Origin of the sequence: Suicoccus acidiformans, from assembly GCF_003546865.1 — a bacterium.
Taxonomy (GTDB): domain Bacteria; phylum Bacillota; class Bacilli; order Lactobacillales; family Aerococcaceae; genus Suicoccus; species Suicoccus acidiformans.
In genome coordinates this window covers 1,796,330-1,819,680 of sequence record NZ_CP023434.1, presented here as the reverse complement: position 1 = coordinate 1,819,680, position 23,351 = coordinate 1,796,330, and the positions used below count along the sequence as shown (strand labels likewise).

Sequence of the window (23,351 nt, the reverse complement as noted above, 5' to 3'; positions counted from 1 at the left end):
GAATGTGAAACGAGTCTTAGGCAAGTCACTTGCTAATAAAAGAGCCGCAAACGAGTCTTATCAAAGTCACTTGCAAAGAGAATCTTCCTAACCAATGATTGATAAGTGTTTAAATCTACACTAGATGAGAAAACAATCGCTAAATATCTTTATGCCATCTTGGCCAGCGAGCACGTGGTAGGTGTTACAAAGTCTCTAAATAAATCAAGCAGCCCATTCCTCACGCAATAGCAGGCGAAGAATGGGCTACTTTGAATTAAAGGGCGGAGATTCGCTCGATCTCTTCGGGAGTGAGTTCGAAGTCAAAGAGTAATAAGTTTGCGGCTTGGTTTTCAGGGTTGTGAGATTTGGGAATAACGACAACATCCCGTTGAATTTGATATTTGAGGGCAATTTGGGCCCAAGATTTCTCGTGTTTTGCACCGATGTCCTGTAAGACATCTTTGGCTTCATCGGAAATATTCGTAAGGGGTCCCCATGCTTCTACAACAATACCTCGCTGCTGACAGAAAGCAATTAAGTCGTCTTGCCAGTGACCTGGATGAGATTCGATTTGATTGACCATTGGGGGAGTGGTAGCGTGTTCAATGAGGTACTGGAGTTGTGCCTCGTGGAAGTTAGAGACACCGATGGCTTTGAAGGTGCCTTTCTTATAATATTCTTCGAGAATGTGCCATAAATTTAACATTTCGTCCATATTATTTGTTGGCTTATGGATTAAATACAAATCAATATAATCGGTCTGCAAGGCTTCTAAGCTACCTTGAATAACTTCGTGAATCATCGCGTTACTTTCCAAATAAGGTTCCCGGGTTGGGATTTTGGAGGTGATAAAGAGGTCTTCGCGGGGCACAACGCTTTCTTCAATAGCTAGACCAAGCACAGACTCATTACGGTAGGAGACAGCCGTATCGAAATGACGATAGCCCAGACTAATCGCGCTGATAATTTCACTTGTATCGTGGTTTAATGGAGCTTGGTATTGGCGACCAACTTTGCCAAAGGTGTTTGTACCACTGCCAATGATTGGAATTTGTGTTTGTTCATTTAAAGATATATATTTCATTGGATGCATCCTTTCATGTATTATGCTTCGTCTTGACTGAGTTCAATGAGTGTAAGGTATTCTTCTAAGGTTAAACCGTATTTGTCCATGTATTGGGCCGCTTCTGAGCCTACGTAGCGAATATGCCAGGGCTCATATTGGTAGCCGGTTTTCTCTTCTTTACCAGCTGGATAGCGAACAATAAAGCCATATTCCGGTCCATGTTCTTGCAACCAAATGGCTGAAGGATACTGGCCGTAAACTTGGTGGAGATCCCGGCCGTATTCATTGTAGTCATATCCTAATAAGTCGAATGCCAGTCCAGTAGCATGTTCTGTAGCATCGGGTGGTGCTACGAACTGATCCGTCATAAAGAAGGCCTCATCCTCGCTATAACCAGCATTGATATAAGAATACATGCGGTTATTGAAGTTAGCTTCCTGATAGGCTATTGTCCGATGAGCAGAGACCACTTGATAACTGTGGCCATCAAGCTCAGCGGCTTCTAGCAAGGCATTAAACGCATCGTAAATACTTAGATCGTAAGGATGGCCTTCGGCCGTATAAGCAAAATCCATCAACATATCTGCATCTAAGCGATTGTTTCGGTTTATTAATACAAGGAAGGGGTCATCGATACTTGCGTCTTTAGGTAGCTCCGCAATTAGTGCTTCAACGCTCATCTCAGGTTGGTTTGTCGCTTGGATTGCTTGTTCTTTCGGCAGTTCCAGGGCGTCTACCCTGCTTATAGGCCAATAGACGCATAGAATACATATAAAGATGCATAAATAACGTTTCATCACTTCACCCATTTCGATATATTTTGCACTATCTATATTAACAGCTTGGATTATATTTGGCACGTGAAATGATTGTCCAAAAAAACTCAGATGAATTACTTCACCTGAGCTTTAGCTTAAAAAATTATAAAACTTTATCTAAGAAATCTTTCGTACGAGCTTCTTGTGGATTGTTGAATATAACTTCAGGATCCCCTTCTTCAACAATATAGCCACCATCCATGAAGATAACCCGGTCACCCATTTCGCGAGCGAAGCCCATTTCGTGGGTTACCACTACCATGGTCATGCCATTTTGGGCGAGGTCTTTCATAACGTTGAGTACTTCACCGACCATCTCAGGATCCAAGGCTGACGTTGGTTCGTCAAAAAGCATAATGTCTGGGTCCATGGCCAAGGCCCGTGCGATGGCAACCCGTTGTTTTTGCCCGCCGGAAAGAGAAGAAGGGAAGGTGTCGGCTTTATCTGCTAAGCCAACTTGGGAGAGCAGTGCTTCAGCTTTGCGATCAGCTTCGGCTTGACTCATTTTCTTTAATTCGACAGGTGCCAATGTAATATTCTCACGGACACTTAAATGAGGGAACAGGTTGAAGTGTTGGAAGACCATCCCAATATTCTCACGCGCTTCATTAATATTGACCGCTGGGTCAGCAATGTTCGTACCATTGACAATCACAGAGCCACCGTTAATATCTTCTAAGCGGTTAAGGCAGCGAAGGAAAGTCGATTTACCGGAGCCTGAAGGGCCAATAACGGCTACAACTTCGCCTTCATTGATGGTTAGGTCAATGCCTTTGAGGACTTCGTTATCGCCGAAGCTTTTCTTTAAGCCATTAACTTCAACTTTATTCATTCGAGATCCACTCCTTTTCAAGGTAATTTGATAATTTCGTTAAAAGTGTAATTACTATAATATAAATTAATCCAATAATCAACCAAATCTGCCCAGATTGATAGGTTCTAGCAATGATGATGCGTCCTGTTTGCGTCAACTCTACTAGTCCAATGACCGATAAAATGGAGGTATCTTTCAAGGTAATGACAAATTGATTAATAAAAGATGGTACCATAATTTTGAAAGCTTGGGGCAGAATGATTTTGCGCATGGTTATTGCAGAAGATAAGCCAAGACTTCGTCCGGCCTCGTTTTGACCTTTATCAACCGCTTGGATGCCCCCTCGGACAATCTCGGCAATATACGCTCCAGCATTTAAGCTTAAGGTGATAATACCGGCAATGTAGGCGTTAAAAGATAAGCCTGTCATTTGAGGGATACCGAAGTAAATAAAGAAAGCCAGTACGATAAGCGGAATGCCTCGCATCATATCAATGTAAACTTGCGCTATCGTACGTAATAAATTCGCGTCGCTTACTCGCATCAGTCCGATGAAGACACCAATGACTGCCGCAATCGCAAAGGATACTAAGGTAACCCATACCGTGGACCAAAGTCCCTCCAGCAGTGCACTGCTATTCGTACGTAATAGGCCAAAGAAACCGGATGATGCCTGAGCTTCCGTATTCTCCTCACCCAGGTAATTATAAATAATAGCTTCCAATTCATCGGATTCTTGGAGGGCTAGTAAGCCGTCATTAAACATCTGAAGGAGTTCTTGATTGCGTCCTTTATTCACCGCAAAGCCGTATTGGGTCACTTCCATCTGCTCACCGATAAAGCGCAAGGGTATCCCACCAGTTTTAGCGGCGTAAGCCATGACTGGATAGTCCTCAATAACTGCAACAGAATTTCCCGCTTGTAAATCTTCGTACATATTGACCGAATCTTCGAATAGGGTAACGTTAAAGCCATACTCTGCCGCAACCTGCTCAGCAACAGCGGATCCAGTGGTACCTGTTTTGGCTGCGATATTCTTACCAGCCAAGTCTTCTAAAGTTTGGATATCACTGTTCTCCAAGACAGCAAATTGGGCACCAGCTTCATAATAAGGAATCGAAAAATCAAAGATTTCTTGACGGGCTGGGGTAATTCCCATCCCAGCAATCATGCCGTCAGCCTGATTACTTTCCAAAGCTTGCAAGGCCGCATTGAAGCCAAGAGGTTTTACTTCATAACTAAAACCCTCTTCAGTAGCAATGACTTCCAATATATCCATATCAATTCCAACGAAATCGCCTGCTTGGTTAGCGAATTCAAAGGGGGCAAAGGTTGTGTCCGTTGCGATAATATAAGGGTTTTCCGGACTGCCTTTTTCCTGTGCGTTGACATGAGGGACGAACAATAAAGAAAGAGTAAAGAAAAATAGCATACAAAGTGCTGGTGTTCTATGAACAGATTGATGATACATCGAATCAGTCCTTTCTAAGAAAACTTATGTTTTATTTTACTTTGTAATGTACTAAAAATCAAACAATTTTTGAAAGGAGATTGAAAAACGATGTATACTCTGGTTTTTGCACATAAATACACTTTATTTAATAAATACATTTGAGATTCCAGGACAATCATAGGATAATAGGTTTATCGAATGGAAAGAAGGGGGCTTTATGAGAGATCAATGCTTTTGGCGACGTATCTTTTTCGTAGGACTTGGATTAATCGTTATTTTTTGGGCTTTAGTGAACTTAGGGGGACTTGAGCAAAGTTTATCAGCTTTAATTGATATTCTTTCCCCTTTCCTGCTAGGTTTAGTATTGGCTTTTGTGCTGAATTTGCCGATGTCCTTCTTTGAGCTTAAATTGACCGAGTACACTGGGGAGTATAAGTCCTGGTATCGGGTTGCGACGATTTTATTTTCGGTTATTCTAGTCGGTTCCTTTGTCATGTTTGTTATGTTCTTGGTTATTCCAGATTTGATTGAAACGCTAAGCTATGCGGTCAATGCCTTGCCGAGACAAGCGATGCATATTCGCAGAAATCTGCTGGAGTATTTCACGAACCATCCACAACTTGTACAATCTTTAGAGGAGTTGGATATTAGTTGGGATGTGACCTTAAATAATTTTACGCAGACTTTGCGGGGGATGATTGGGGACATTATTACGAGCATTATTAATTATGTGCCGACTTTAATTAATGATATTTTCGATGGGTTTATATCTTTTGTATTTGCAATATATTTGTTGTTCTCTAAGGAACAACTGGTGCGCCAAATGAAGAAGATTGTATATGCGCTGTTTCCCATGCCGTGGGCTAATTTCTTTAATCACTTAGGGTCTTTTTCTTTTAGAACCTTTAAGTTTTTCTTTGGGGGGCAATTAATTTCTGGCTCAGCCACGGGTGTGGTTTTATTTATTCTGATGAAGTTATTTAATTTTCCTTATGCTTTATCAATTTCAGTGATTACGGCTGTCTTTACCCTCATTCCTTTTTATGGGGCCATTCTTGGAGGTGTGGTTGGTGCGATACTGATTAGTGTGGTTGATTTATCGAAAGCCCTCTGGTTTATTGTCTTAATCGTTATTGTTCAACAAATCGATGGAAATATCATTTACCCGAATATTATTGGTAATTCCATTGGTATCCCTGGTATTTGGGTTATGGTCATTGTAACTGTTGCAGGTGCGCTTTTCGGACTGCCGGGAATGGTCTTGAGCGTACCGATCTTCTCGATTATCTATAACTTTATTAGTGAGAACGTCGCTTATGAATTGAATGATAAAGATATTGTTGTAACGGAGAAAACTCAACAAATTAAGCAAAGATAGGAGTCTGACATGCTGAAAGCAATTGGATTTGATTTGGATGATACCTTGTATAGTCGCAAGGATCTATATCGGCCAGTCTATCATCGGATGCAAGCGAGTATAGTGAAACTTAAAGTGGATTTCGACACGTATTATGATATGTATGAGACTTATTCCAATGAGGAGTATTTAAAGTTTATTCGTCAAGAAAAGTCCAAGGAACGCTATCAATATGATCGGGTCATTCGAGCTTATCAAGCGATGGGTGTGTTGATAGACGAGAGTGAAGCGATAATCTTTAATGCCTTGCGGCAATATTATGAGAAGGATTTAGCCTTGCGTGAAGGGGTGGAGATTTTGTTCGAAAGTTTACTGGAAGCAGGCTATGAATTATTTGTTCTCACGAACGGTCCAAGTGATATTCAAAGACGTAAGCTTCGGCAATTAAATATAAAGCAATGGATTCCAGAAAATCGCTGGTTCATCTCTGGAGAAATGGCTACAACGAAGCCAGATGCCCTGATTTATCAGAAAATTACTGAAGGTTTGGCTCTTGAACCGAGTGAGATATTGTATGTCGGCGATAATTATATCAATGATGTTCAAGCACCTAAAGACTTTGGTTGGCACACTCGCTACTATAATGTCCACGGCGAGTCGCATCGAGATGCTGAAGAAATTACGTATTTGACGGATATTGTAAGTGTTGCACACGCTTTAACTTAAGGGGAAGACCATGTGTGGGCAATATTCTTTAAATATATCTAGTCAACAACTTAGTGAACGATTCGACGCGCAGATTCATGAAGAACTGACGTGGCGGGAAGAGACGGTATATCCGGGTGAAACTTTACCGGTTGTCCTGCCTAATCATGTGTTGTACCCTGTACAATGGGGGTTGAAGCCGTATTACAGTAAGCAATTGATCTTTAATGCACGTTTAGAAACTGTGACAGAAAAGCCCACCTTCCAAAAGCCATTTGCCCAAAAGCGGTGCCTAGTCCCAGCAACTAGTTACTATGAATTTCAATCGGTGGCTGACCAGACAGGGAAACAACGCTGGAGATTGTCCTTGCCTGATGATGAGGTGTTTGCGATGGCGGGCATTTGTGAACGCTATAGCGATGGACAGGGTGGGACATACCTCACTTATGCGATTATCACACGGGAGGCCAGTAAAGAAGTAGCGCCGATTCATCACCGCATGCCACTGATTCTCCCTCAAGCTAAGTGGCAAAGTTATTTAACCTTTGATGGGAATTCACGTAAGTTACAGCAAGCCTTACTTCAGCTGACACCACCAACTCTCATCATGCAACAAGTTTAGCGCTCTTAGGGCGCTTTTTTGCTTTTTGGGCTGGGATATGCTAATTTTAAGAAGTTAGAATAAGGAGTGATTGAAATGGCAGGCCATTCAAAATGGAATAATATTAAGAATCGTAAAGGTGCTCAAGATGCTAAGCGTGGGAAGCTGTTCCAGAAATTGTCGCGGGAAATTTACATGGCAGCAAAAGCGGGGGACGTCGATCCAGATATGAATCCGACCTTGCGTTTAGCCGTTGATAAGGCTAAAGCAGCTAATATGCCTAATGATAATATAAATCGTGCTATCAAACGGGCATCTGAAGCAGGTGCAGGGGAAAACTATGATGAAGTGGTCTATGAAGGCTATGGCCCTGCTGGTGTGGGTATATTAGTCTATGGCTTAACCGATAACCATAATCGAACGAGTACGAATGTGCGTACAGCTTTTAATCATAATCACGGAAACTTAGGTGAGCGCGGATCTGTTTCCTTCCAATTCGAGCGCAAGGGCTATATTGCCATAGATCGTTCGCAAGTTGAGGTGGATGAGGATACTATGCTCATGCGCGTGCTAGAAGCAGGGGGCGAGGACTTAGAAGTATCTGATGAAGCTTTTGAAATTACAACCGAGCCCGAGCAATTGGCGAAAGTGCGGGATGATTTGCAACAAGATTATACTTTAGCTCAAGTTGAGTTGACAATGTTACCGAATGTGACGATTGACTTGCCTGAAGCTGAGGTTGAGAAGTTCGAGCAGTTAATCGAGGCCTTGGAAGACGATGATGATGTAACCGAAGTTATCCATAACGCAGAGTATTAGACTTATACGCTTGTGTTGGCTTTATAAGTTATTGAGAGGACATCTTGAGTTTGCTTCAATACAGGTGTAAGTGGCATGGGCTTAGGGAGAATTCACAAAAGGGGGGGTAAGTATGCGTCTGGCATTTCTTTCAGATTTACATATTGATCGCAATCCGGCGATGCAAGTGACGGATTATCTGCACGCTTGCCTTAGCTTTTGTGAAAGAGAAGAGATTGATATGTTTGTGCTTGGCGGGGATATTTCGAACGCCTATCAACTTACGCAGCAGTTTGTGCGGGACTTGGAGCAGTTGGCTGGCATACCAGTGTTTTATATTCCGGGCAATCATGATTTCTGGCAAAAGAAAGATGAAGCCAAGCATACCTGGGACATATATGAGCGCTACGTTCAAGACCAACACAGCTTATTGAAGCAGCCCATTACTTTAAATGAAGAGTGGGCGCTTGTCGGCCATCCAGCTTGGTATAATTATGCCGTATACAATCGGGCGCGATTTACCTTAGCAGAGATTGAACGAGGGCGATTTAAGCTGGCCACTTGGCAGGACCGCTTGCGCCTGGATTTTCGCCAATCGGATCCGGAGGTTTCTCAATATTTCAAGGAAGAATTAACAACAGATATCCAAAAGGTGCACGATAAGCAAATTATCTTGGTCAATCATATGGTGACAATTCCGGAATTTACGGTACCGATGCCTCACCGGGCTTTTGATTACTTCAATGCCTTTATCGCAACGGACGATTTGGACGACTTATTTGTTAAGTATGCTATTGCCTATAATTTCATGGGGCATGTGCACTTTCGTGGAGAGCTGCAGAAGAAGGATACTTTATATGTTGCTAATTCTCTGGGCTATCCAAAGGAATGGCGTAAGGGGAGTTTGCTAGCAGATATTAAAGATGCAGCGTATATTATTGAACTGTAAAAAGCCAAGTTTTCTCGTTTTGAGAAAACTTGGCTTTTGGCGTTTGGTTACTATTCTTTAATATCTTGATGCTCTTGTTCTAAGTGCCAGATATCACGGTTGTAATCATTGATTGTGCGGTCAGAAGAGAAGTAACCTGCATTAGCAATGTTAATTAATGTACGGCGAGACCAGTTATCGTGGTCTTCGTAATCGGCGTACATTTTCTCTTTTACATCGATGAATTCTTCTAAGTCGATTAAAGCCATGAAGTAGTCTTTGGTAGAGATATCATGGTGTAAGCGACGTAGACGTTCTTCATCACCGAGGTAGAGCATACCTGGGCTTAAGATGAAGTCAACGAGTGGTTTGATGCGGTCTCGGTAGTAGTAATCCGGTGCGTTATAGCCATTGGTTGCATAAAGATTCACGATGTCTTGGCTGTCACGTCCGAAGGTGTAAATATTCTCTTGGCCTACACGTTCTGCAATTTCAACGTTTGCCCCGTCCATCGTACATAAGGTTAAAGCACCGTTTAACATGAATTTCATGTTGCCTGTACCACTAGCTTCTTTTGAAGCAAGGGAAATTTGCTCAGAAATATCCGCAGCTGGAATCAGGTATTGGGCATGTGTTACGTTGTAGTTTTCAACAAAGACCACCTTTAAGTGAGGGCTCACTTCAGGGTCGTTATCGATAATTTGTGAAAGGGTCAGAATCATATGGATAATGTCACGGGCAATTGTGTAAGCATTGGCCGCCTTACCACCGAAGAGAATTGTAATTGGTGTTTTCGGAACATTTCCATTCTTAATATCGAAGTATTTATGAATAATGTATAGGGCAAGCATTTGTTGGCGCTTGTATTCATGAATCCGTTTGATTTGGATGTCGATGATGGAGTGCTCATTGATATCTACGCCTTGAGAAGTTTTAAGGTGTTTCTTCAAGCGTAGCTTGTTATTGAATTTGACCGCACGAAGCTTAGTGATAACTGCTTTGTCATCTTTGTATTCCAATAATGGTTTTAAATCAGCTGTATCACGCCACTCCGGAGAAATTAGACTGTCTAATGTATCAGCTAACTCAGGGTTAGCATCCATAATCCAACGACGGAAGGTGATACCATTCGTCTTATTGTTGAATTTATCAGGATAAATATCGTAGAAATGTCTCAATTCAGTATCCTTAAGGATGTCTGAGTGTAGACGAGCTACCCCATTAATGCTGAAGCCGTAGTGAATAGCCATATGTGCCATGTGAGCACGGCCGTGACCATCGATAATAGCAACCGCATGATTTCCAGGGAATTCAGCTTTCATCTTCTCGTCTAATCGACGGATAATTTTGGCGATTTCTGGAATAACTTCATCCAAGTCACTCATTGGCCACTTCTCAAGTGCTTCTGAGAGAATGGTGTGGTTTGTAAAGGCCGTCATATTACGGACAATTTCAACCGATTCATCGAAAGATAAGCCACGTTCAGTTAATAAGCGAACCATCTCTGGAATAACAAGGGCAGGGTGGGTATCGTTAATTTGGATAACGGCGTAATCTGCAAGGTCACGCAAGTTACTTCCCCGATCCAGTGCTTCATCAATAATTAATTGCGCACCATTTGATACCATGAAGTATTGTTGGTAAATACGTAGAAGGTTACCTGCGTGGTCTGAATCATCTGGATATAAGAAGAGGGTGAGGTTCTCTTCGATATTGGACTTATCAAAATGAATCGTACCTTCTTCAATAATGTCTCCCGTTACGGATTCTAAGTCGAATAAGCGCAAACGGTTGCGTTTATCATGGTGATAGCCAAATACGTCAATGTCGTATAAGGTAGACGTGAAAGTATAGTCTTTGAATTTCACTTGATAACGACGCTCGTTGCGGTTCAGCCAGCTTTCTTCGGTAATCCAAGGATCCGGTACAGCTAACTGATTGTTATGCTTGAATACTTGTTGGAACAAACCGAAATGGTAATTTAAGCCGATTCCGTCACCATTAATTCCTAAAGTGGTAATTGAATCCATGAAACAAGCAGCTAAACGACCTAAACCACCATTACCAAGTGATGGTTCGTTTTCAGCTTCTTCAATATCTAGTAAGCTCTTACCGTTGGCAATTAGCTCGTTATTCACCTCATCATAAATACCTAAGTTAAGCAAATTATTTGAAAGTAATTTACCAATAAGGAATTCAGCTGAGAAATAATAGAGTTTCTTCTTAGTTGTATGCTTAGGAAGACCATCCCCTAAATCTTTCACTAAATCCAGCAATACTCGATATAACTCGGCGTCAGAACACTCTCGAATAGGCTTATTATAAGCTTTCAAAACATAGTTTTCTAATCTACTCATAGTCTACTCCTTTAACTTGTGCTTATTTGTGTATGCTTTTCTGATCATTGAACAGACTCTGTAAAATATAAAAATCAATAATGGCAAGTCGGTAAACAGAGAACTACATACATCTATATTATACCAACCATTTCATTAAAAAGAAACGACAGCTTAAAAGTAAACAAATATTTTTTCATCCACAAATGATAATGTCTCAAGTGAACGTAAATGAAAATGTCCCACTTTAGTGTATAGTAAAGCTAAGGAGGGATCTCAATGGAGGATTATCTTAACATGAATGAGAAACATAAATATAATATCATCAAGGCCGTCGTCAATGGACGGAAATCCAAAGCTCGTGCTGAAGTGGAATTAAACTTATCCAGACGACAGATCAATCGATTGATTCTTAAATACAAACAAGAGGGGCGAAAAGGCTTCAGACACAAGAATGCCAACCGCAAACCTTCTACAACCATTGACCGTCATACTCGAAAACGAATTGTTCAGCTCTATCGCTCGAAATACTATGACTTTAACTTCACGCACTTCCATGAAAAACTTCAAGAAGTTGAGGGGGAACACCTCTCTGAAAGCTCGCTGAGAAATATCTTGAAGGAAGTGCACATTGTCTCGCCTCTGGCTACCCGTCGAACTAAACGGCGTGTCGCTAAAGAGCTCGAAGACAAAGCGGACAAGAAAGGCTTAACCCATCACGAAAAAGATACCTTACAGGGGGTTCAAATCGTTGAAAACTCAAAAGCACACCCGAGTCGTCCTCGATGCAAATATGCTGGGGAACTGCTTCAAATGGATGCCTCACAGCATCCATGGTTTGAGGCGGATGAGAACGATTACTACCTCCATGCCGCCATTGATGATGCCACTGGCACGGTCGTAGGCGCTTATTTCGCGGCACAGGAGACGCTTGAAGGCTATTACCAAGTCTCACATCAATTCCTGACCCACTACGGTATTCCTCATCGCATTTTGACGGATTATCGCAGTATCTTCTCAGGGGCCCACGCACCAAAAAAGGGCGCTGCTCTTGAAGAGCAGGCCCTCACTCAATACGGATATGCTTGCCAGACACTCGGAATTGAACTGGAAGCGACCTCAGTCCCCCAAGCTAAAGGACGTATTGAACGTCTTTTCGGTACATTTCAAAACCGCTTACTTCAAGAAATGCGGTTAAGTGGTATCCGCAATATGGATGAAGCGAATCAGTTTCTAAGGGACTACCTCCCGCAGTTTAATCAAAAATTCGCTCACCCCATTAAAGATAGCATAAATGCCTTTGAAAAACTATCAGCAGACACAAATCTCAATCAGATCCTCGCTAAATTTGCCCTACGTGTCATTCACTCTGGTCATACCGTTCGATACAACAACCAAGTCTATCATCTTTACGACCAGCATGGGCAGCAAGTCTATTTGCCAAGAAAAACGAAAGTCATGGTTATTAGCACTCGTAATCAACAACTCTTTGTCTCTCATAAAAATCAACTCTTTGAGCTGATTGAAATGCCGTCACACCAAGCTGTGTCTAAAACACTGGATATTCAGGAAGCTCAACCTAAACCGAAGCCACACATTCCACCCATGTCGCATCCGTGGAAAGCTCAATCTTATCAACAATATCTAAAGAAACAAGAATACATAAAGAAAAAAGAGCTAGTTGAAGTGACATCTTGATCCTTCGTGATGAAGGGCGATGCGCTCTTTGTATCGCCCTTTATTGCGAAGCAACCAAGCGAAGCGCGGTAGTTTTTTACTCCCTTTCTTTGCACGTTAAAAAACAAAAAATCGGGACATTTTCATTTGTGCTTGACACGACAGCTTAAAAGTAAACAAATATTTCGAAAGATTTATTAAGTAAATATTGATATAACAATATTTATAAAGAATTATCCTTGTTATATTGTAAGCGTTATCACGATAAGGTGCATAAAAACCAGCCCAAAAACTAGGGCTGGTAACACAAATATTACTTATAACGTTCTTCTAAAGATGACATCCACGCTCCTATAGCAATTCCTAAAATAAGCATCAGGGCACATAGGGCATATTGCACAAAGCTGAAGCCAGTATAATCTGTCGGAATAATCATAATTGTAGAAGCTAGAACAATCCCAAAGATGAAATGGAAGAATTGACTATAATAGTGGTCGAAAATCCATTCAATTGCTTTCGACAGTAGTAGAACGGTCAAAAGGCCCCCTACAGCGATGGGGATAATAACCTGTAAATCAAACCGTTTAAAGCCGTCTGCCATCGCTTGATACAAGCCTAGAATGACGATGAAGTTTGATGGGCTGAGACCTGGAATAAGTACACCTAAGGCAATTAGGGCTCCGCATAGCATCCAAGAAAAGAAGTTCGCCGCAACTTGACCACCCGTCATTTGGTTCATCCAGGAAATAAAGATAAGTCCAAGAACAAAAGAAATCCCCATTATCCAAACATCTTGCCTGGAACGTCCTTGTTGCCCCGCTTCCTTCCATAGAGCAGGCACAGTTCCAACAACAGCTCCAACGAAGAACCAACGAATAATCGTCTCGAAATTCCCTAGAAGATAGCTGACACCCCAAGAAAGACCGGCGATACCAACGAGTGCCCCAAGGCCAACAGGTATAAAGAATTTAACATTATCCCAGAAACGGTGGGTAATATTAGCCAAGAAGCGAATAATTGCCTCGTATAAGCCAAAGATGGCTGCTAAAGCGCCTCCGCTTACGCCAGGAATAATAAAGCCGGAGCCAATAAACATCCCTTTAATAAAGCGCAGGAACCAACCTTGATTAGTTTCTTGTTCCATGATAGTGAACATCCCTCCAAAATAAACATATAAACGTAGTTTAGCTGTTCTTAAAAAGGATAGCAAATGAAATTCTTTGAATAATTCTGGAAAAATATGCTGATTGCTGAATACTGTGCAGAATGTGTTTATAAGATAAGCTATAAGGACTATATCCTTGCTAAAAGCACCTTGTACAGCTTGAAATCTAAACCCCCTCAAAATTATCCGCCTCTATTAATATAATTACTACTGAACGTTGATACGACTGCATCTTTCAGAAGAGATTTTTTTCAGCGTACGTGGTACAATAAAAGCGAAACTAGAAGGAGGTCGAGAGGATGAGCCATATCTTGTACTATAGCGATACTTGTCCGCATACTAAGCCGTTTGTTGAAGAATTAAAGCGACTTGGCATACCTTATCGGAGTGTTAATATAACGGAGTCTATGCCGAATTTAAAGGCATTTCTGGCCTTGCGTGATTATGAGCCAGCCTTTGACGGTGTTAAAGCCAAAGGGCATGTAGGCGTGCCGGTATTAGTTGGAGATGGAGCCTTTAGATTTGATTTAAATAGCTTGAAGGATTTGCAGGCATAGGAGATTTAAAATGGAACTAACTCAAAAGCAAGTTGAAGTATATATGCAAGAAGCGCGTGAAATTTTACATAATAGCTATAGTCCTTATTCGAATTTCCCAGTGGGATGTACGCTGCTTATGAAAGATGGCCAAGTATTTCATGGTGTGAATGTTGAGAATGTGTCTTTCGGTGCAACGAATTGTGCGGAACGAACAGCAATTTTTACCGCAGCTGCTCAAGGTTATCGCCCGCATTCCATTCAAGCAATCTTCATTGCAGGTAAGACTGAAGGCTTTCTGCCACCTTGCAATATTTGTAGGCAAGTCTTAGCTGAATGGGCTGATGAAGCGACGGCTGTATATTTAACTCGCGAAGATCAGCAAATACGGCAACTGTCACTCAAAGAGCTTATTCCGAATGCGTTTGTTTCTATGGATATGTAAGCTTTGCGAGTAAAGTCGTTTTTTGGTATATTTAAGGTAAATAATAAGGAGTGATGTGAATGGCACAGAAATTATTGCATGCTTGTTATCGTGTGTATGATTTAGAAGCGACAAAGAAATTCTATACTGAGGTATTTGATTTCAAGGTAACGAATGAATTGGATTATCCTGAGCATAAATTTACGCTGGTTTATATGCAAGTACCTGGTTCGGATTTTGAGTTGGAGTTAACGTATAACTACGAGTCAGAACCTTATGAAATTGGGAATGGCTTCAGTCACTTAGCTTTAGGTGTGGATGATTTAGAAGAAACTTATGCCAAAGCACAAGAATCTGGCTATGAGATGACTGAAATTAAGAGCTTGCCGGACGGCTCGGTTTCTTACTTCTTTATTTCAGATCCAGACGGTTACCGTTTAGAAGTTATGGAGAACAAATAATTCTATCGACCACAGTCAGAATCAGGCTGTGGTTTTGTGGTCTATAAGATAATCCAATGGCTTTTGATAAATTAAATCTATAATAAAATAATTCAATTGTATGGAAAGCGCGCCTTTGTCATATTACCGTTCTATTTAAATTTATATATGGATAATATTGCTGGTCACCATTATTATCAAATTCCATCATCAATTTTTAATTTTCTAATTTAGTTAATGAGGGGAACCATTTTTTCGAATTGCCGGAAAAACTATGTCAAGCACAAATGAAAATGTCCCGATTTTTTGTTTTTTAACGTGCAAAGAAAGGGAGTAAAAAACTACCGCGCTTCGCTTGGTTGCTTCGCAATAAAGGGCGATACAAAGAGCGCATCGCCCTTCATCACGAAGGATCAAGATGTCACTTCAACTAGCTCTTTTTTCTTTATGTATTCTTGTTTCTTTAGATATTGTTGATAAGATTGAGCTTTCCACGGATGCGACATGGGTGGAATGTGTGGCTTCGGTTTAGGTTGAGCTTCCTGAATATCCAGTGTTTTAGACACAGCTTGGTGTGACGGCATTTCAATCAGCTCAAAGAGTTGATTTTTATGAGAGACAAAGAGTTGTTGATTACGAGTGCTAATAACCATGACTTTCGTTTTTCTTGGCAAATAGACTTGCTGCCCATGCTGGTCGTAAAGATGATAGACTTGGTTGTTGTATCGAACGGTATGACCAGAGTGAATGACACGTAGGGCAAATTTAGCGAGGATCTGATTGAGATTTGTGTCTGCTGATAGTTTTTCAAAGGCATTTATGCTATCTTTAATGGGGTGAGCGAATTTTTGATTAAACTGCGGGAGGTAGTCCCTTAGAAACTGATTCGCTTCATCCATATTGCGGATACCACTTAACCGCATTTCTTGAAGTAAGCGGTTTTGAAATGTACCGAAAAGACGTTCAATACGTCCTTTAGCTTGGGGGACTGAGGTCGCTTCCAGTTCAATTCCGAGTGTCTGGCAAGCATATCCGTATTGAGTGAGGGCCTGCTCTTCAAGAGCAGCGCCCTTTTTTGGTGCGTGGGCCCCTGAGAAGATACTGCGATAATCCGTCAAAATGCGATGAGGAATACCGTAGTGGGTCAGGAATTGATGTGAGACTTGGTAATAGCCTTCAAGCGTCTCCTGTGCCGCGAAATAAGCGCCTACGACCGTGCCAGTGGCATCATCAATGGCGGCATGGAGGTAGTAATCGTTCTCATCCGCCTCAAACCATGGATGCTGTGAGGCATCCATTTGAAGCAGTTCCCCAGCATATTTGCATCGAGGACGACTCGGGTGTGCTTTTGAGTTTTCAACGATTTGAACCCCCTGTAAGGTATCTTTTTCGTGATGGGTTAAGCCTTTCTTGTCCGCTTTGTCTTCGAGCTCTTTAGCGACACGCCGTTTAGTTCGACGGGTAGCCAGAGGCGAGACAATGTGCACTTCCTTCAAGATATTTCTCAGCGAGCTTTCAGAGAGGTGTTCCCCCTCAACTTCTTGAAGTTTTTCATGGAAGTGCGTGAAGTTAAAGTCATAGTATTTCGAGCGATAGAGCTGAACAATTCGTTTTCGAGTATGACGGTCAATGGTTGTAGAAGGTTTGCGGTTGGCATTCTTGTGTCTGAAGCCTTTTCGCCCCTCTTGTTTGTATTTAAGAATCAATCGATTGATCTGTCGTCTGGATAAGTTTAATTCCACTTCAGCACGAGCTTTGGATTTCCGTCCATTGACGACGGCCTTGATGATATTATATTTATGTTTCTCATTCATGTTAAGATAATCCTCCATTGAGATCCCTCCTTAGCTTTACTATACACTAAAGTGGGACATTTTCATTTACGTTCACTTGAGACATTATCATTTGTGGATGAAACCATTTTTTCGAATTGCCGGAAAAACTATTGCAAATCAATATATTACAGGGTATAATTAATAAGATGAGCCGATAGTGACGGAAGTCACTTCTGACAGTGTACAGGCAATGCCACATCAGGAAGATGCGTACAGTAATGGCTTGTGAACCCATTACGGCAAGGGTAAAAACCTTGTTCTGTCAAAGCCTCTAGCGAAAGCTAGGGGCTTTTTTTAATGGATTTGCTATAATTTAAATATATTTCATATTTAAGTGGCAAAAATATTAGAAAATAGTGTATAATATATGTGAGTTGTCATGAAAAGTAAAAAAATTATTTTTTTATTCTGAAGTTAAGCGCTTTCATGTATAATGAGTTGGAGGGGGTTAGTGATGTCTGATAATAATTTGTTAGAAGTGTTGAATGATCATATTTATTGCTTTAATACGGGGCAGCACCGAACGGCTTATACTTTCCTAGGAAGTCAAAGACAAGACCGAGCAGGAGAAGTTAGTTACCGCTTTAATGTATGGGCACCAAATGCAAGTAAAGTCTTTCTGCAAGGAGATTTTACGGATTGGGCCTTACATGAAATGGAGCGGTTGGAAGGTGGTGTTTGGACCTGCGAAATTCCAGGCGATGTCAGAGGGCAATTCTATAAGTATGCTGTGGATGACGGGCAAGGTCATATCGAATATAAGATGGACCCATTTGCCTTAAGACATGAAATAGCACCGAAAGATGCCTCTATTGTTTGGGATTTGCCTGATTTTAAATGGACTGACCAAGCTTGGTATGAAAAGCTATCTGAACGCAAAAGTCAAGAAGCGCCCATGATTATTTATGAGGTGCATCCGTCGTCCTGGCGCAGGCATCCAGATGGAACAGCATATACATTCGATGAATTAGCTGACTCACTTATTCCTTATGTGAAGGAAATGGGTTATACCCACATCGAGTTCATGCCACTGATGGATCATCCATTAGATGCCTCTTGGGGCTATCAAATTACTGGCTATTATGCTGTATGTGGCCGGTATGGGACGATTGAGGAGCTGCAAGCTTTTGTTAATCGGGCTCATGCTGAAGGAATTGGTGTTTTTGTAGACTGGGTTCCAGGTCATTTCTCAAGAAATGCGAATGGCTTAGCTTACTTTGACGGAACGCCTACCTATGAGTATGAGGATGGAAATAAGGCAGATAATCGGGGTTGGGGTACATTGAACTTTGACTTAGGTAAGACGCAAGTGCGTAGCTTCCTTATTTCAAATGCCTTGTTCTGGTTGAAGGAATGTCATATTGATGGTATTCGTGTAGATGCCGTGTCGAATATGATTTACCTTGACTTTGATGAAGGTCCTTGGACACCGAATGAATACGGCGATCATCGGAAATTAGAAGGTATTGAATTCCTGAAGCAACTTAATACCGTTGTACATGCAGAATGTCCGCATGCTGTGATGATGGCAGAAGAGAGTACGAATTGGCCAGGTGTGACACATGCAGTTGAGAAAGATGGCTTAGGTTTCGATTACAAGTGGAACATGGGCTGGATGAATGATACTTTGAAGTTCTTTGAAATGGATCCCTTGTATCGACCAAGCAATTTACGCCTGATTACTTTCGTGTTTATGTATCAATATAATGAACAATTTATTCTGCCATATTCGCACGACGAGGTTGTCCATGGCAAGAATTCGATGTTAGGTAAATTACCAGCAGCTACACGCTATAATCAATTCGCTGACTTAAGGTTAGTTCATGGCTATATGATGGCCCAGCCTGGAAAGAAATTGCATTTTATGGGGAATGAAATAGGGCAATTCTTAGAGTGGCGTTACTATGAAGAGTTGAAATGGGAAGATTTAAACCGAGAGTATAACTCTGAGTATCAACACTTCATGAAGACCTTGAACCATCTAGCCCAGAACTCCCCCGCACTTTATGAGTTAGATCATGACCCAGCAGGCTTAACGGTCCTCGATGCAGACAACTTGGATGAAGGTGTTTTAAGCTTTATCCGTCACAGTAAGGACCCAGATGATTTCTTGATTGTGTTATGTAATTTTGTGCCGATGCAAAGAGATTATTTTAAGGTTGGGGTGCCATATCTAGGAACCTATGAAGTCGCGTTAAACTCTGAAATGGAAGAATTTGGCGGTCGTTGGACGTCTAACTTGCCAGTAATGGAAGCAGAAGCCGAGCCAATGAATCACCAACCTTACTCCATAACCTTAACAGTCCCTAGTCAAGGCGTACTGTATATCAAACCTAAGCAACTTCACAAAGATAAGCCGCCTGCTAAGACACAGTCTTCAAGCAAGCCGTCGAAACGTCCCTCAAAGTCAAAGGTAGTTAAAGAAAAGAAATCAGGTATTTCAGGAAGAAAGGAGTAGGACGAGTTAGACTTTGACATACTCGTTCACAAAGTGAACATGAAAAATGAAATGACAGCAATGATTCTAGCCGGAGGCCAAGGAACTCGGCTAGGTGTACTTACCAAACAAACAGCAAAGCCAGCTGTACCCTTCGGTGGTAAATACCGGATTATTGACTTTGCTTTAAGTAATTGTGCCAATTCAAATGTTAATAACGTCGGTGTGGTTACACAATATCAACCTTTAGAATTAAATAACCATATCGGGAAAGGTGATGCCTGGGGCTTAAATAGCCGTAATGGAGGAGCAACTATTCTCCAACCTTATTCAAGTTCAGACGGTGAGAAATGGTTTAAGGGAACAGCTAATGCTATTTACCAGAATATTAGCTATATCGATTCCTTGAGTCCTGAATACGTCCTGATTCTTTCCGGGGACCACATTTATAAGATGGACTACAGTAAGATGTTAGATTTCCATAAAGAAAACAATGCAAGTTTAACAGTTGGTGTTATTCCAGTCGATTATAAAGAAGCATCCCGCTTTGGTATTATGAATACGGACCAAGGTCACCGAATCATTGAATTCGAAGAGAAACCAGCCGAGCCGAAAAGTAATTTGGCTTCTATGGGTATTTATATCTTTACATGGCCAACCCTACGTCGTTATCTGGTGGAAGACCAAGCAAAAGAACGCAAACTTGAAGACTTTGGTCATGATGTAATCCCGGCTTACTTGGCGAACGGGGAAGACTGCTTTGCATACTCCTTTAATGGCTATTGGAAAGACGTTGGTACAATTGAAAGTCTTTGGGAAGCAAATATGGAAATGATTGATCCAAATCATCCATTAAATCAAACAAAGGATTCATGGAGAATCTATTCGAACACACCGATTTCTCCGGCTCAATTCTTTACCGAGACGGCAAATGTACGCAACTCAATGGTTGTTGACGGCTGCTACGTTGCAGGCGAAGTGAACCATTCCATCTTATCGCAAGATGTGCGCGTTGGTATGGAATCAACCGTTAAAGACTCTGTTATTATGTCCGACGTAACAATCGGAGAGAATGTGCAAATTGAATATGCCATTATTGGAGAAGGTGCCCACATTGCCGATGGTGCATCAGTCATTGGAGAACCAGATGAAATTGCCGTAGTAGGCTATAACGAGACGATTGGAGGTCCGAAAAACGATGGTGAAGAATAAACTAGCAGCAATCATTAACTTGACTGAAGACAACCAGTCTTTACGTCCTTTAACGAATAACCGACCTATCGCAGCATTACCTTTTGCAGGTCGTTACCGTATTATTGACTTTGTTCTGTCCAGTATTAGTTATGCCGGCATTGACTCTGTAGCACTATTTATCGGAGATTCAGGCCGTTCGATTTATGACCATATTCGCTCTGGTAGTGAGTGGGATTTACAATCAAGTATTGGTGGGGGTGTCTTCACTTTCTCACAACAAAACTGGAAACACCGCTACCGTATTGAAGAGGAGCACGAAGATTACTACTACAACCACCGTATTTACTTGCAACGCTCTCACTCAGATTATGTATTCGTAAGTGGAAGTAGTATTATATCTAACAATAATCTCTTAGCTGTAACTCAACAACATGTCGCATCAGGTGCAGATATTACGATGATTTATAAATCACAGTCAGCTTTTGAAGACCGTGGTGAAGAGGATCTTGTTGATGAGGCACTTATTCTTGATGAAGAAGGGCGATTCAAAGACATTGTACCTTTTGAAGAAGTGCTAAATGATGAGAAAATTCATTCATCCTTAGGTAAGTACATCATCTCAACCCAAACTCTATTAGATTTAATTGATCGGGCGACAGCTGAGCAGGTGTATATGAATATTAATGAGTTAATCCACTTCTACTTGATGGACTATTCAGTGAATACTTATGAATATACTGGTTATGCAGCAAATATTGATACGATTGGCGCTTATTATTCAGCCAACATGGAAATGTTGAGCCGCAGTAAATTCACTTCGCTCTTCCATGGCTCGATTCCAGTCTTAACGAAGACGAAACATGGTGCGCCAACTTATTACGATGAGAATTCAAATGCTCGTGAAGTGATTGTTGGTACAGACTCTTACATTGGTGGTACTGTTGAGCGCTCCGTTCTGAATCGTCGGGTAACCGTGGGTGAAGGAGCTCAAGTCTCGGATAGTATTATCCTTCAAGGAACGAAGATTGGCGAGAATGCAGAAATTCGTTATGCCATTATTGATAAGAATACAGTCATTGAACCAGGTGCCAAAATTATTGGAACACCCGATAATTTAATTGTAATTGGTAAAGGCTCTCATATTAACGCATAGGAGGCTGACATGAAAGTTTTATTTACAGCTGCAGAAGCTGCACCTTTCTTCAAAACCGGAGGCCTTGGTGACGTTGCTTATGCCTTGCCGAAGGAATTAGCCCAGCAAGGCGTGGACATCCGAGTCGTCTTGCCTTACTATACGCAAATGCCTCAACAATACAAGGACCAAGTAACTGAATTACGTCATTTCCGCTTCCAATTAGGGACAAAGAATGTGTATTGTGGTATTAAATACCTTAAAATGGATGGGGTTAAGTATTATTTCTTGGACAATCTGTCCTACTTTGATCGCCCGACGCTTTATGGTGAATGGGATGATGGAGAGCGTTTCGCATTCTTCTCGACCGGTGTTATCGAGATGATGGAAGTGATTGATTGGATTCCAGATATCATTCATGCCAATGATTGGCATACGGCAATGATTCCGGTGTTATTAGTTGACCGCTATCATTGGAAGAACCGCCTGCAGAATATTCGCAAGGTCTTTACCATCCATAATATTCGTTTCCAAGGAATTTTCGAACCGAATATTCTAGCGAATGTTTTTGGGACGAGTTACAATACATTCACCGAGGATGGGGTGCGTTATAAGGAGAAAGTGAACTTCCTCAAAGGGGGCATTAACTTCTCTGACCGAGTCACGACTGTCAGTCCAACTTATGCTCGGGAAATTCTCACACCAGAATTTGGTGAAGGCCTTGAAGCCGTCCTACGCCATAATGAATGGAAGATTAGTGGAATTATTAATGGCATTGACTATGATATTAATAATCCAGAGACCGATCCGAAAATCGAACATCACTTCTCTAAAGACGATCGCTCAGGCAAACGCGCTAATAAAGAAGCCCTTCAGCAACGTTTAGGTCTACCAGTTGACGGGGATATTCCAATGATTGGTATGGTTAGCCGCCTAACAGATCAAAAAGGCTTCCAATTAGTGCAAGAACGTATGGAAGAATTATTGAACGACTTTAATGTACAAGTCGTTCTGCTTGGAACAGGTGAAGCTGAATTTGAGCACTCTTTCCGCTATTTCGAAGGAAAATACCCGGACCAAATGGTTGCCTATATTGATTTCGATGTGGCCCTTGCTCAGCAAATTTATGCTGCCAGTGATATGTTCCTCATGCCAAGTGCCTTCGAACCTTGTGGTTTATCACAAATGATTTCTATGCGCTATGGAACACTTCCGATTGTCCATGAAACAGGTGGCTTAGCAGATACGGTTCAACCATATAATGAGTATACCGGTGAAGGGACAGGATTCTCTTTCCATGGTTTTAATGGTCATGATATGATGCATACCATTCGCTATGCCTTGGATGTATACTATAACCATCAAGAAGCTTGGACGCAACTTGTTGATCAAGCGATGTCACGAGACTTTAGATGGACTGAACCAGCGAAAGAATATATTGCTTTATACGAAGGATTATTAAATGAGTAAGAGCTCTGAGGGAGCCTTATATATTACGGTTTGTAAGTTTATAAATTAACCAAAGATCACCAAGCTAACGATTGATGAAGTTGGCTTGGTGTTTCTGTTTTAACTTAAATTCTTTACATCGCATATCCCTTATTTTATATAGCACAAGAAGTAGATAATTTCTCCAGGAAAATGCAGTCGCAT

20 protein-coding genes are annotated in these 23,351 nt (G+C 41.4%); 13 read left to right on the top strand and 7 right to left on the bottom strand.

Translation table 11 applies throughout. The features are described from left to right. Positions 1-256 precede the first annotated feature (256 nt). The 4 genes from CL176_RS08525 to CL176_RS08510 all read right to left on the bottom strand — a co-directional run bounded on the left by CL176_RS08525 (position 257) and on the right by CL176_RS08510 (position 4,151). On the bottom strand, positions 257-1,066 hold the full coding sequence (locus tag CL176_RS08525) for an aldo/keto reductase family protein (protein WP_118990930.1): 810 nt from the start codon (positions 1,064-1,066) through the stop codon (positions 257-259). A gap of 20 nt (positions 1,067-1,086) precedes the next feature. Beyond that, a complete protein-coding gene (locus CL176_RS08520) occupies positions 1,087-1,908 on the bottom strand; it encodes a M15 family metallopeptidase (protein WP_118990929.1) in 822 nt (273 codons plus the stop codon). A gap of 61 nt (positions 1,909-1,969) precedes the next feature. Next, positions 1,970-2,698 carry an amino acid ABC transporter ATP-binding protein gene (locus CL176_RS08515; RefSeq protein WP_118990928.1) on the bottom strand — a complete coding sequence of 243 codons (729 nt, stop codon included), beginning with the start codon at positions 2,696-2,698 and terminating at the stop codon, positions 1,970-1,972. Beyond that, on the bottom strand, positions 2,691-4,151 hold the full coding sequence (locus CL176_RS08510; RefSeq protein WP_118990927.1) for an ABC transporter substrate-binding protein/permease: 1,461 nt from the start codon (positions 4,149-4,151) through the stop codon (positions 2,691-2,693). Before CL176_RS08510 ends, CL176_RS08515 begins: the two co-directional genes overlap by 8 nt. A gap of 199 nt (positions 4,152-4,350) precedes the next feature. Here CL176_RS08510 and CL176_RS08505 point away from each other — a divergent pair, with 199 nt between their 5' ends. From CL176_RS08505 to CL176_RS08485, 5 genes are all read left to right on the top strand, one after another. Next, positions 4,351-5,511 (top strand): AI-2E family transporter, encoded by a 1,161-nt coding sequence (locus CL176_RS08505; RefSeq protein WP_118990926.1) that lies wholly within the window; start codon positions 4,351-4,353, stop codon positions 5,509-5,511. Positions 5,512-5,520: 9 nt separating this feature from the next. Next, positions 5,521-6,216 (top strand): HAD family hydrolase, encoded by a 696-nt coding sequence (locus tag CL176_RS08500; protein ID WP_118990925.1) that lies wholly within the window; start codon positions 5,521-5,523, stop codon positions 6,214-6,216. Between the two features lie 10 nt (positions 6,217-6,226). Then, positions 6,227-6,817 carry an SOS response-associated peptidase gene (locus tag CL176_RS08495; RefSeq protein ID WP_118990924.1) on the top strand — a complete coding sequence of 197 codons (591 nt, stop codon included), beginning with the start codon at positions 6,227-6,229 and terminating at the stop codon, positions 6,815-6,817. Between the two features lie 75 nt (positions 6,818-6,892). After that, positions 6,893-7,615: a YebC/PmpR family DNA-binding transcriptional regulator gene (locus CL176_RS08490; RefSeq protein ID WP_118990923.1), complete on the top strand. Its 723-nt coding sequence runs from the start codon at positions 6,893-6,895 to the stop codon at positions 7,613-7,615. Between the two features lie 112 nt (positions 7,616-7,727). Beyond that, complete coding sequence (locus tag CL176_RS08485) at positions 7,728-8,543, top strand: metallophosphoesterase (RefSeq protein WP_118990922.1); 816 nt, start codon at positions 7,728-7,730, stop codon at positions 8,541-8,543. Positions 8,544-8,593: 50 nt separating this feature from the next. Here CL176_RS08485 and CL176_RS08480 read toward each other — a convergent pair whose 3' ends face one another. Next, positions 8,594-10,879 (bottom strand): glycogen/starch/alpha-glucan phosphorylase, encoded by a 2,286-nt coding sequence (locus CL176_RS08480; RefSeq protein WP_118990921.1) that lies wholly within the window; start codon positions 10,877-10,879, stop codon positions 8,594-8,596. Between the two features lie 258 nt (positions 10,880-11,137). Here CL176_RS08480 and CL176_RS08475 point away from each other — a divergent pair, with 258 nt between their 5' ends. Continuing rightward, positions 11,138-12,556, top strand: a complete 1,419-nt coding sequence (locus CL176_RS08475) for an ISNCY family transposase (protein ID WP_118989613.1) — start codon at positions 11,138-11,140, stop codon at positions 12,554-12,556. Positions 12,557-12,848: 292 nt separating this feature from the next. Here the strand turns inward: CL176_RS08475 and CL176_RS08470 are convergent, their stop codons facing one another. Beyond that, positions 12,849-13,679, bottom strand: a complete 831-nt coding sequence (locus CL176_RS08470; protein WP_118990920.1) for a DUF368 domain-containing protein — start codon at positions 13,677-13,679, stop codon at positions 12,849-12,851. Between the two features lie 320 nt (positions 13,680-13,999). Here CL176_RS08470 and CL176_RS08465 point away from each other — a divergent pair, with 320 nt between their 5' ends. The 3 genes from CL176_RS08465 to gloA are packed head-to-tail and all read left to right on the top strand — an operon-like array spanning position 14,000 to position 15,121. Beyond that, on the top strand, positions 14,000-14,257 hold the full coding sequence (locus CL176_RS08465) for a hypothetical protein (protein ID WP_118990919.1): 258 nt from the start codon (positions 14,000-14,002) through the stop codon (positions 14,255-14,257). Positions 14,258-14,267: 10 nt separating this feature from the next. Next, positions 14,268-14,681 (top strand): cytidine deaminase, encoded by a 414-nt coding sequence (gene cdd, locus CL176_RS08460; RefSeq protein WP_118990918.1) that lies wholly within the window; start codon positions 14,268-14,270, stop codon positions 14,679-14,681. 59 nt (positions 14,682-14,740) lie between these two features. Continuing rightward, positions 14,741-15,121, top strand: coding sequence for a lactoylglutathione lyase (gene gloA / locus CL176_RS08455; protein WP_118990917.1), 381 nt, complete (start codon positions 14,741-14,743; stop codon positions 15,119-15,121). 392 nt (positions 15,122-15,513) lie between these two features. Here gloA and CL176_RS08450 read toward each other — a convergent pair whose 3' ends face one another. After that, on the bottom strand, positions 15,514-16,932 hold the full coding sequence (locus CL176_RS08450; protein ID WP_118989613.1) for an ISNCY family transposase: 1,419 nt from the start codon (positions 16,930-16,932) through the stop codon (positions 15,514-15,516). A gap of 457 nt (positions 16,933-17,389) precedes the next feature. Here CL176_RS08450 and glgB point away from each other — a divergent pair, with 457 nt between their 5' ends. From glgB to glgA, 4 genes are read left to right on the top strand one after another with little or no spacing between them, the layout of a single operon-like run. Next, complete coding sequence (gene glgB / locus CL176_RS08445; RefSeq protein ID WP_118990916.1) at positions 17,390-19,393, top strand: 1,4-alpha-glucan branching protein GlgB; 2,004 nt, start codon at positions 17,390-17,392, stop codon at positions 19,391-19,393. Positions 19,394-19,432: 39 nt separating this feature from the next. Further along, complete coding sequence (locus CL176_RS08440; RefSeq protein WP_118990915.1) at positions 19,433-20,584, top strand: glucose-1-phosphate adenylyltransferase; 1,152 nt, start codon at positions 19,433-19,435, stop codon at positions 20,582-20,584. Next, positions 20,571-21,719, top strand: a complete 1,149-nt coding sequence (gene glgD / locus CL176_RS08435; protein WP_118990914.1) for a glucose-1-phosphate adenylyltransferase subunit GlgD — start codon at positions 20,571-20,573, stop codon at positions 21,717-21,719. The genes CL176_RS08440 and glgD overlap by 14 nt, the downstream gene beginning before the upstream one ends. 9 nt (positions 21,720-21,728) lie before the next feature. After that, complete coding sequence (gene glgA, locus CL176_RS08430) at positions 21,729-23,168, top strand: glycogen synthase GlgA (protein WP_118990913.1); 1,440 nt, start codon at positions 21,729-21,731, stop codon at positions 23,166-23,168. Positions 23,169-23,351: the final 183 nt, after the last annotated feature.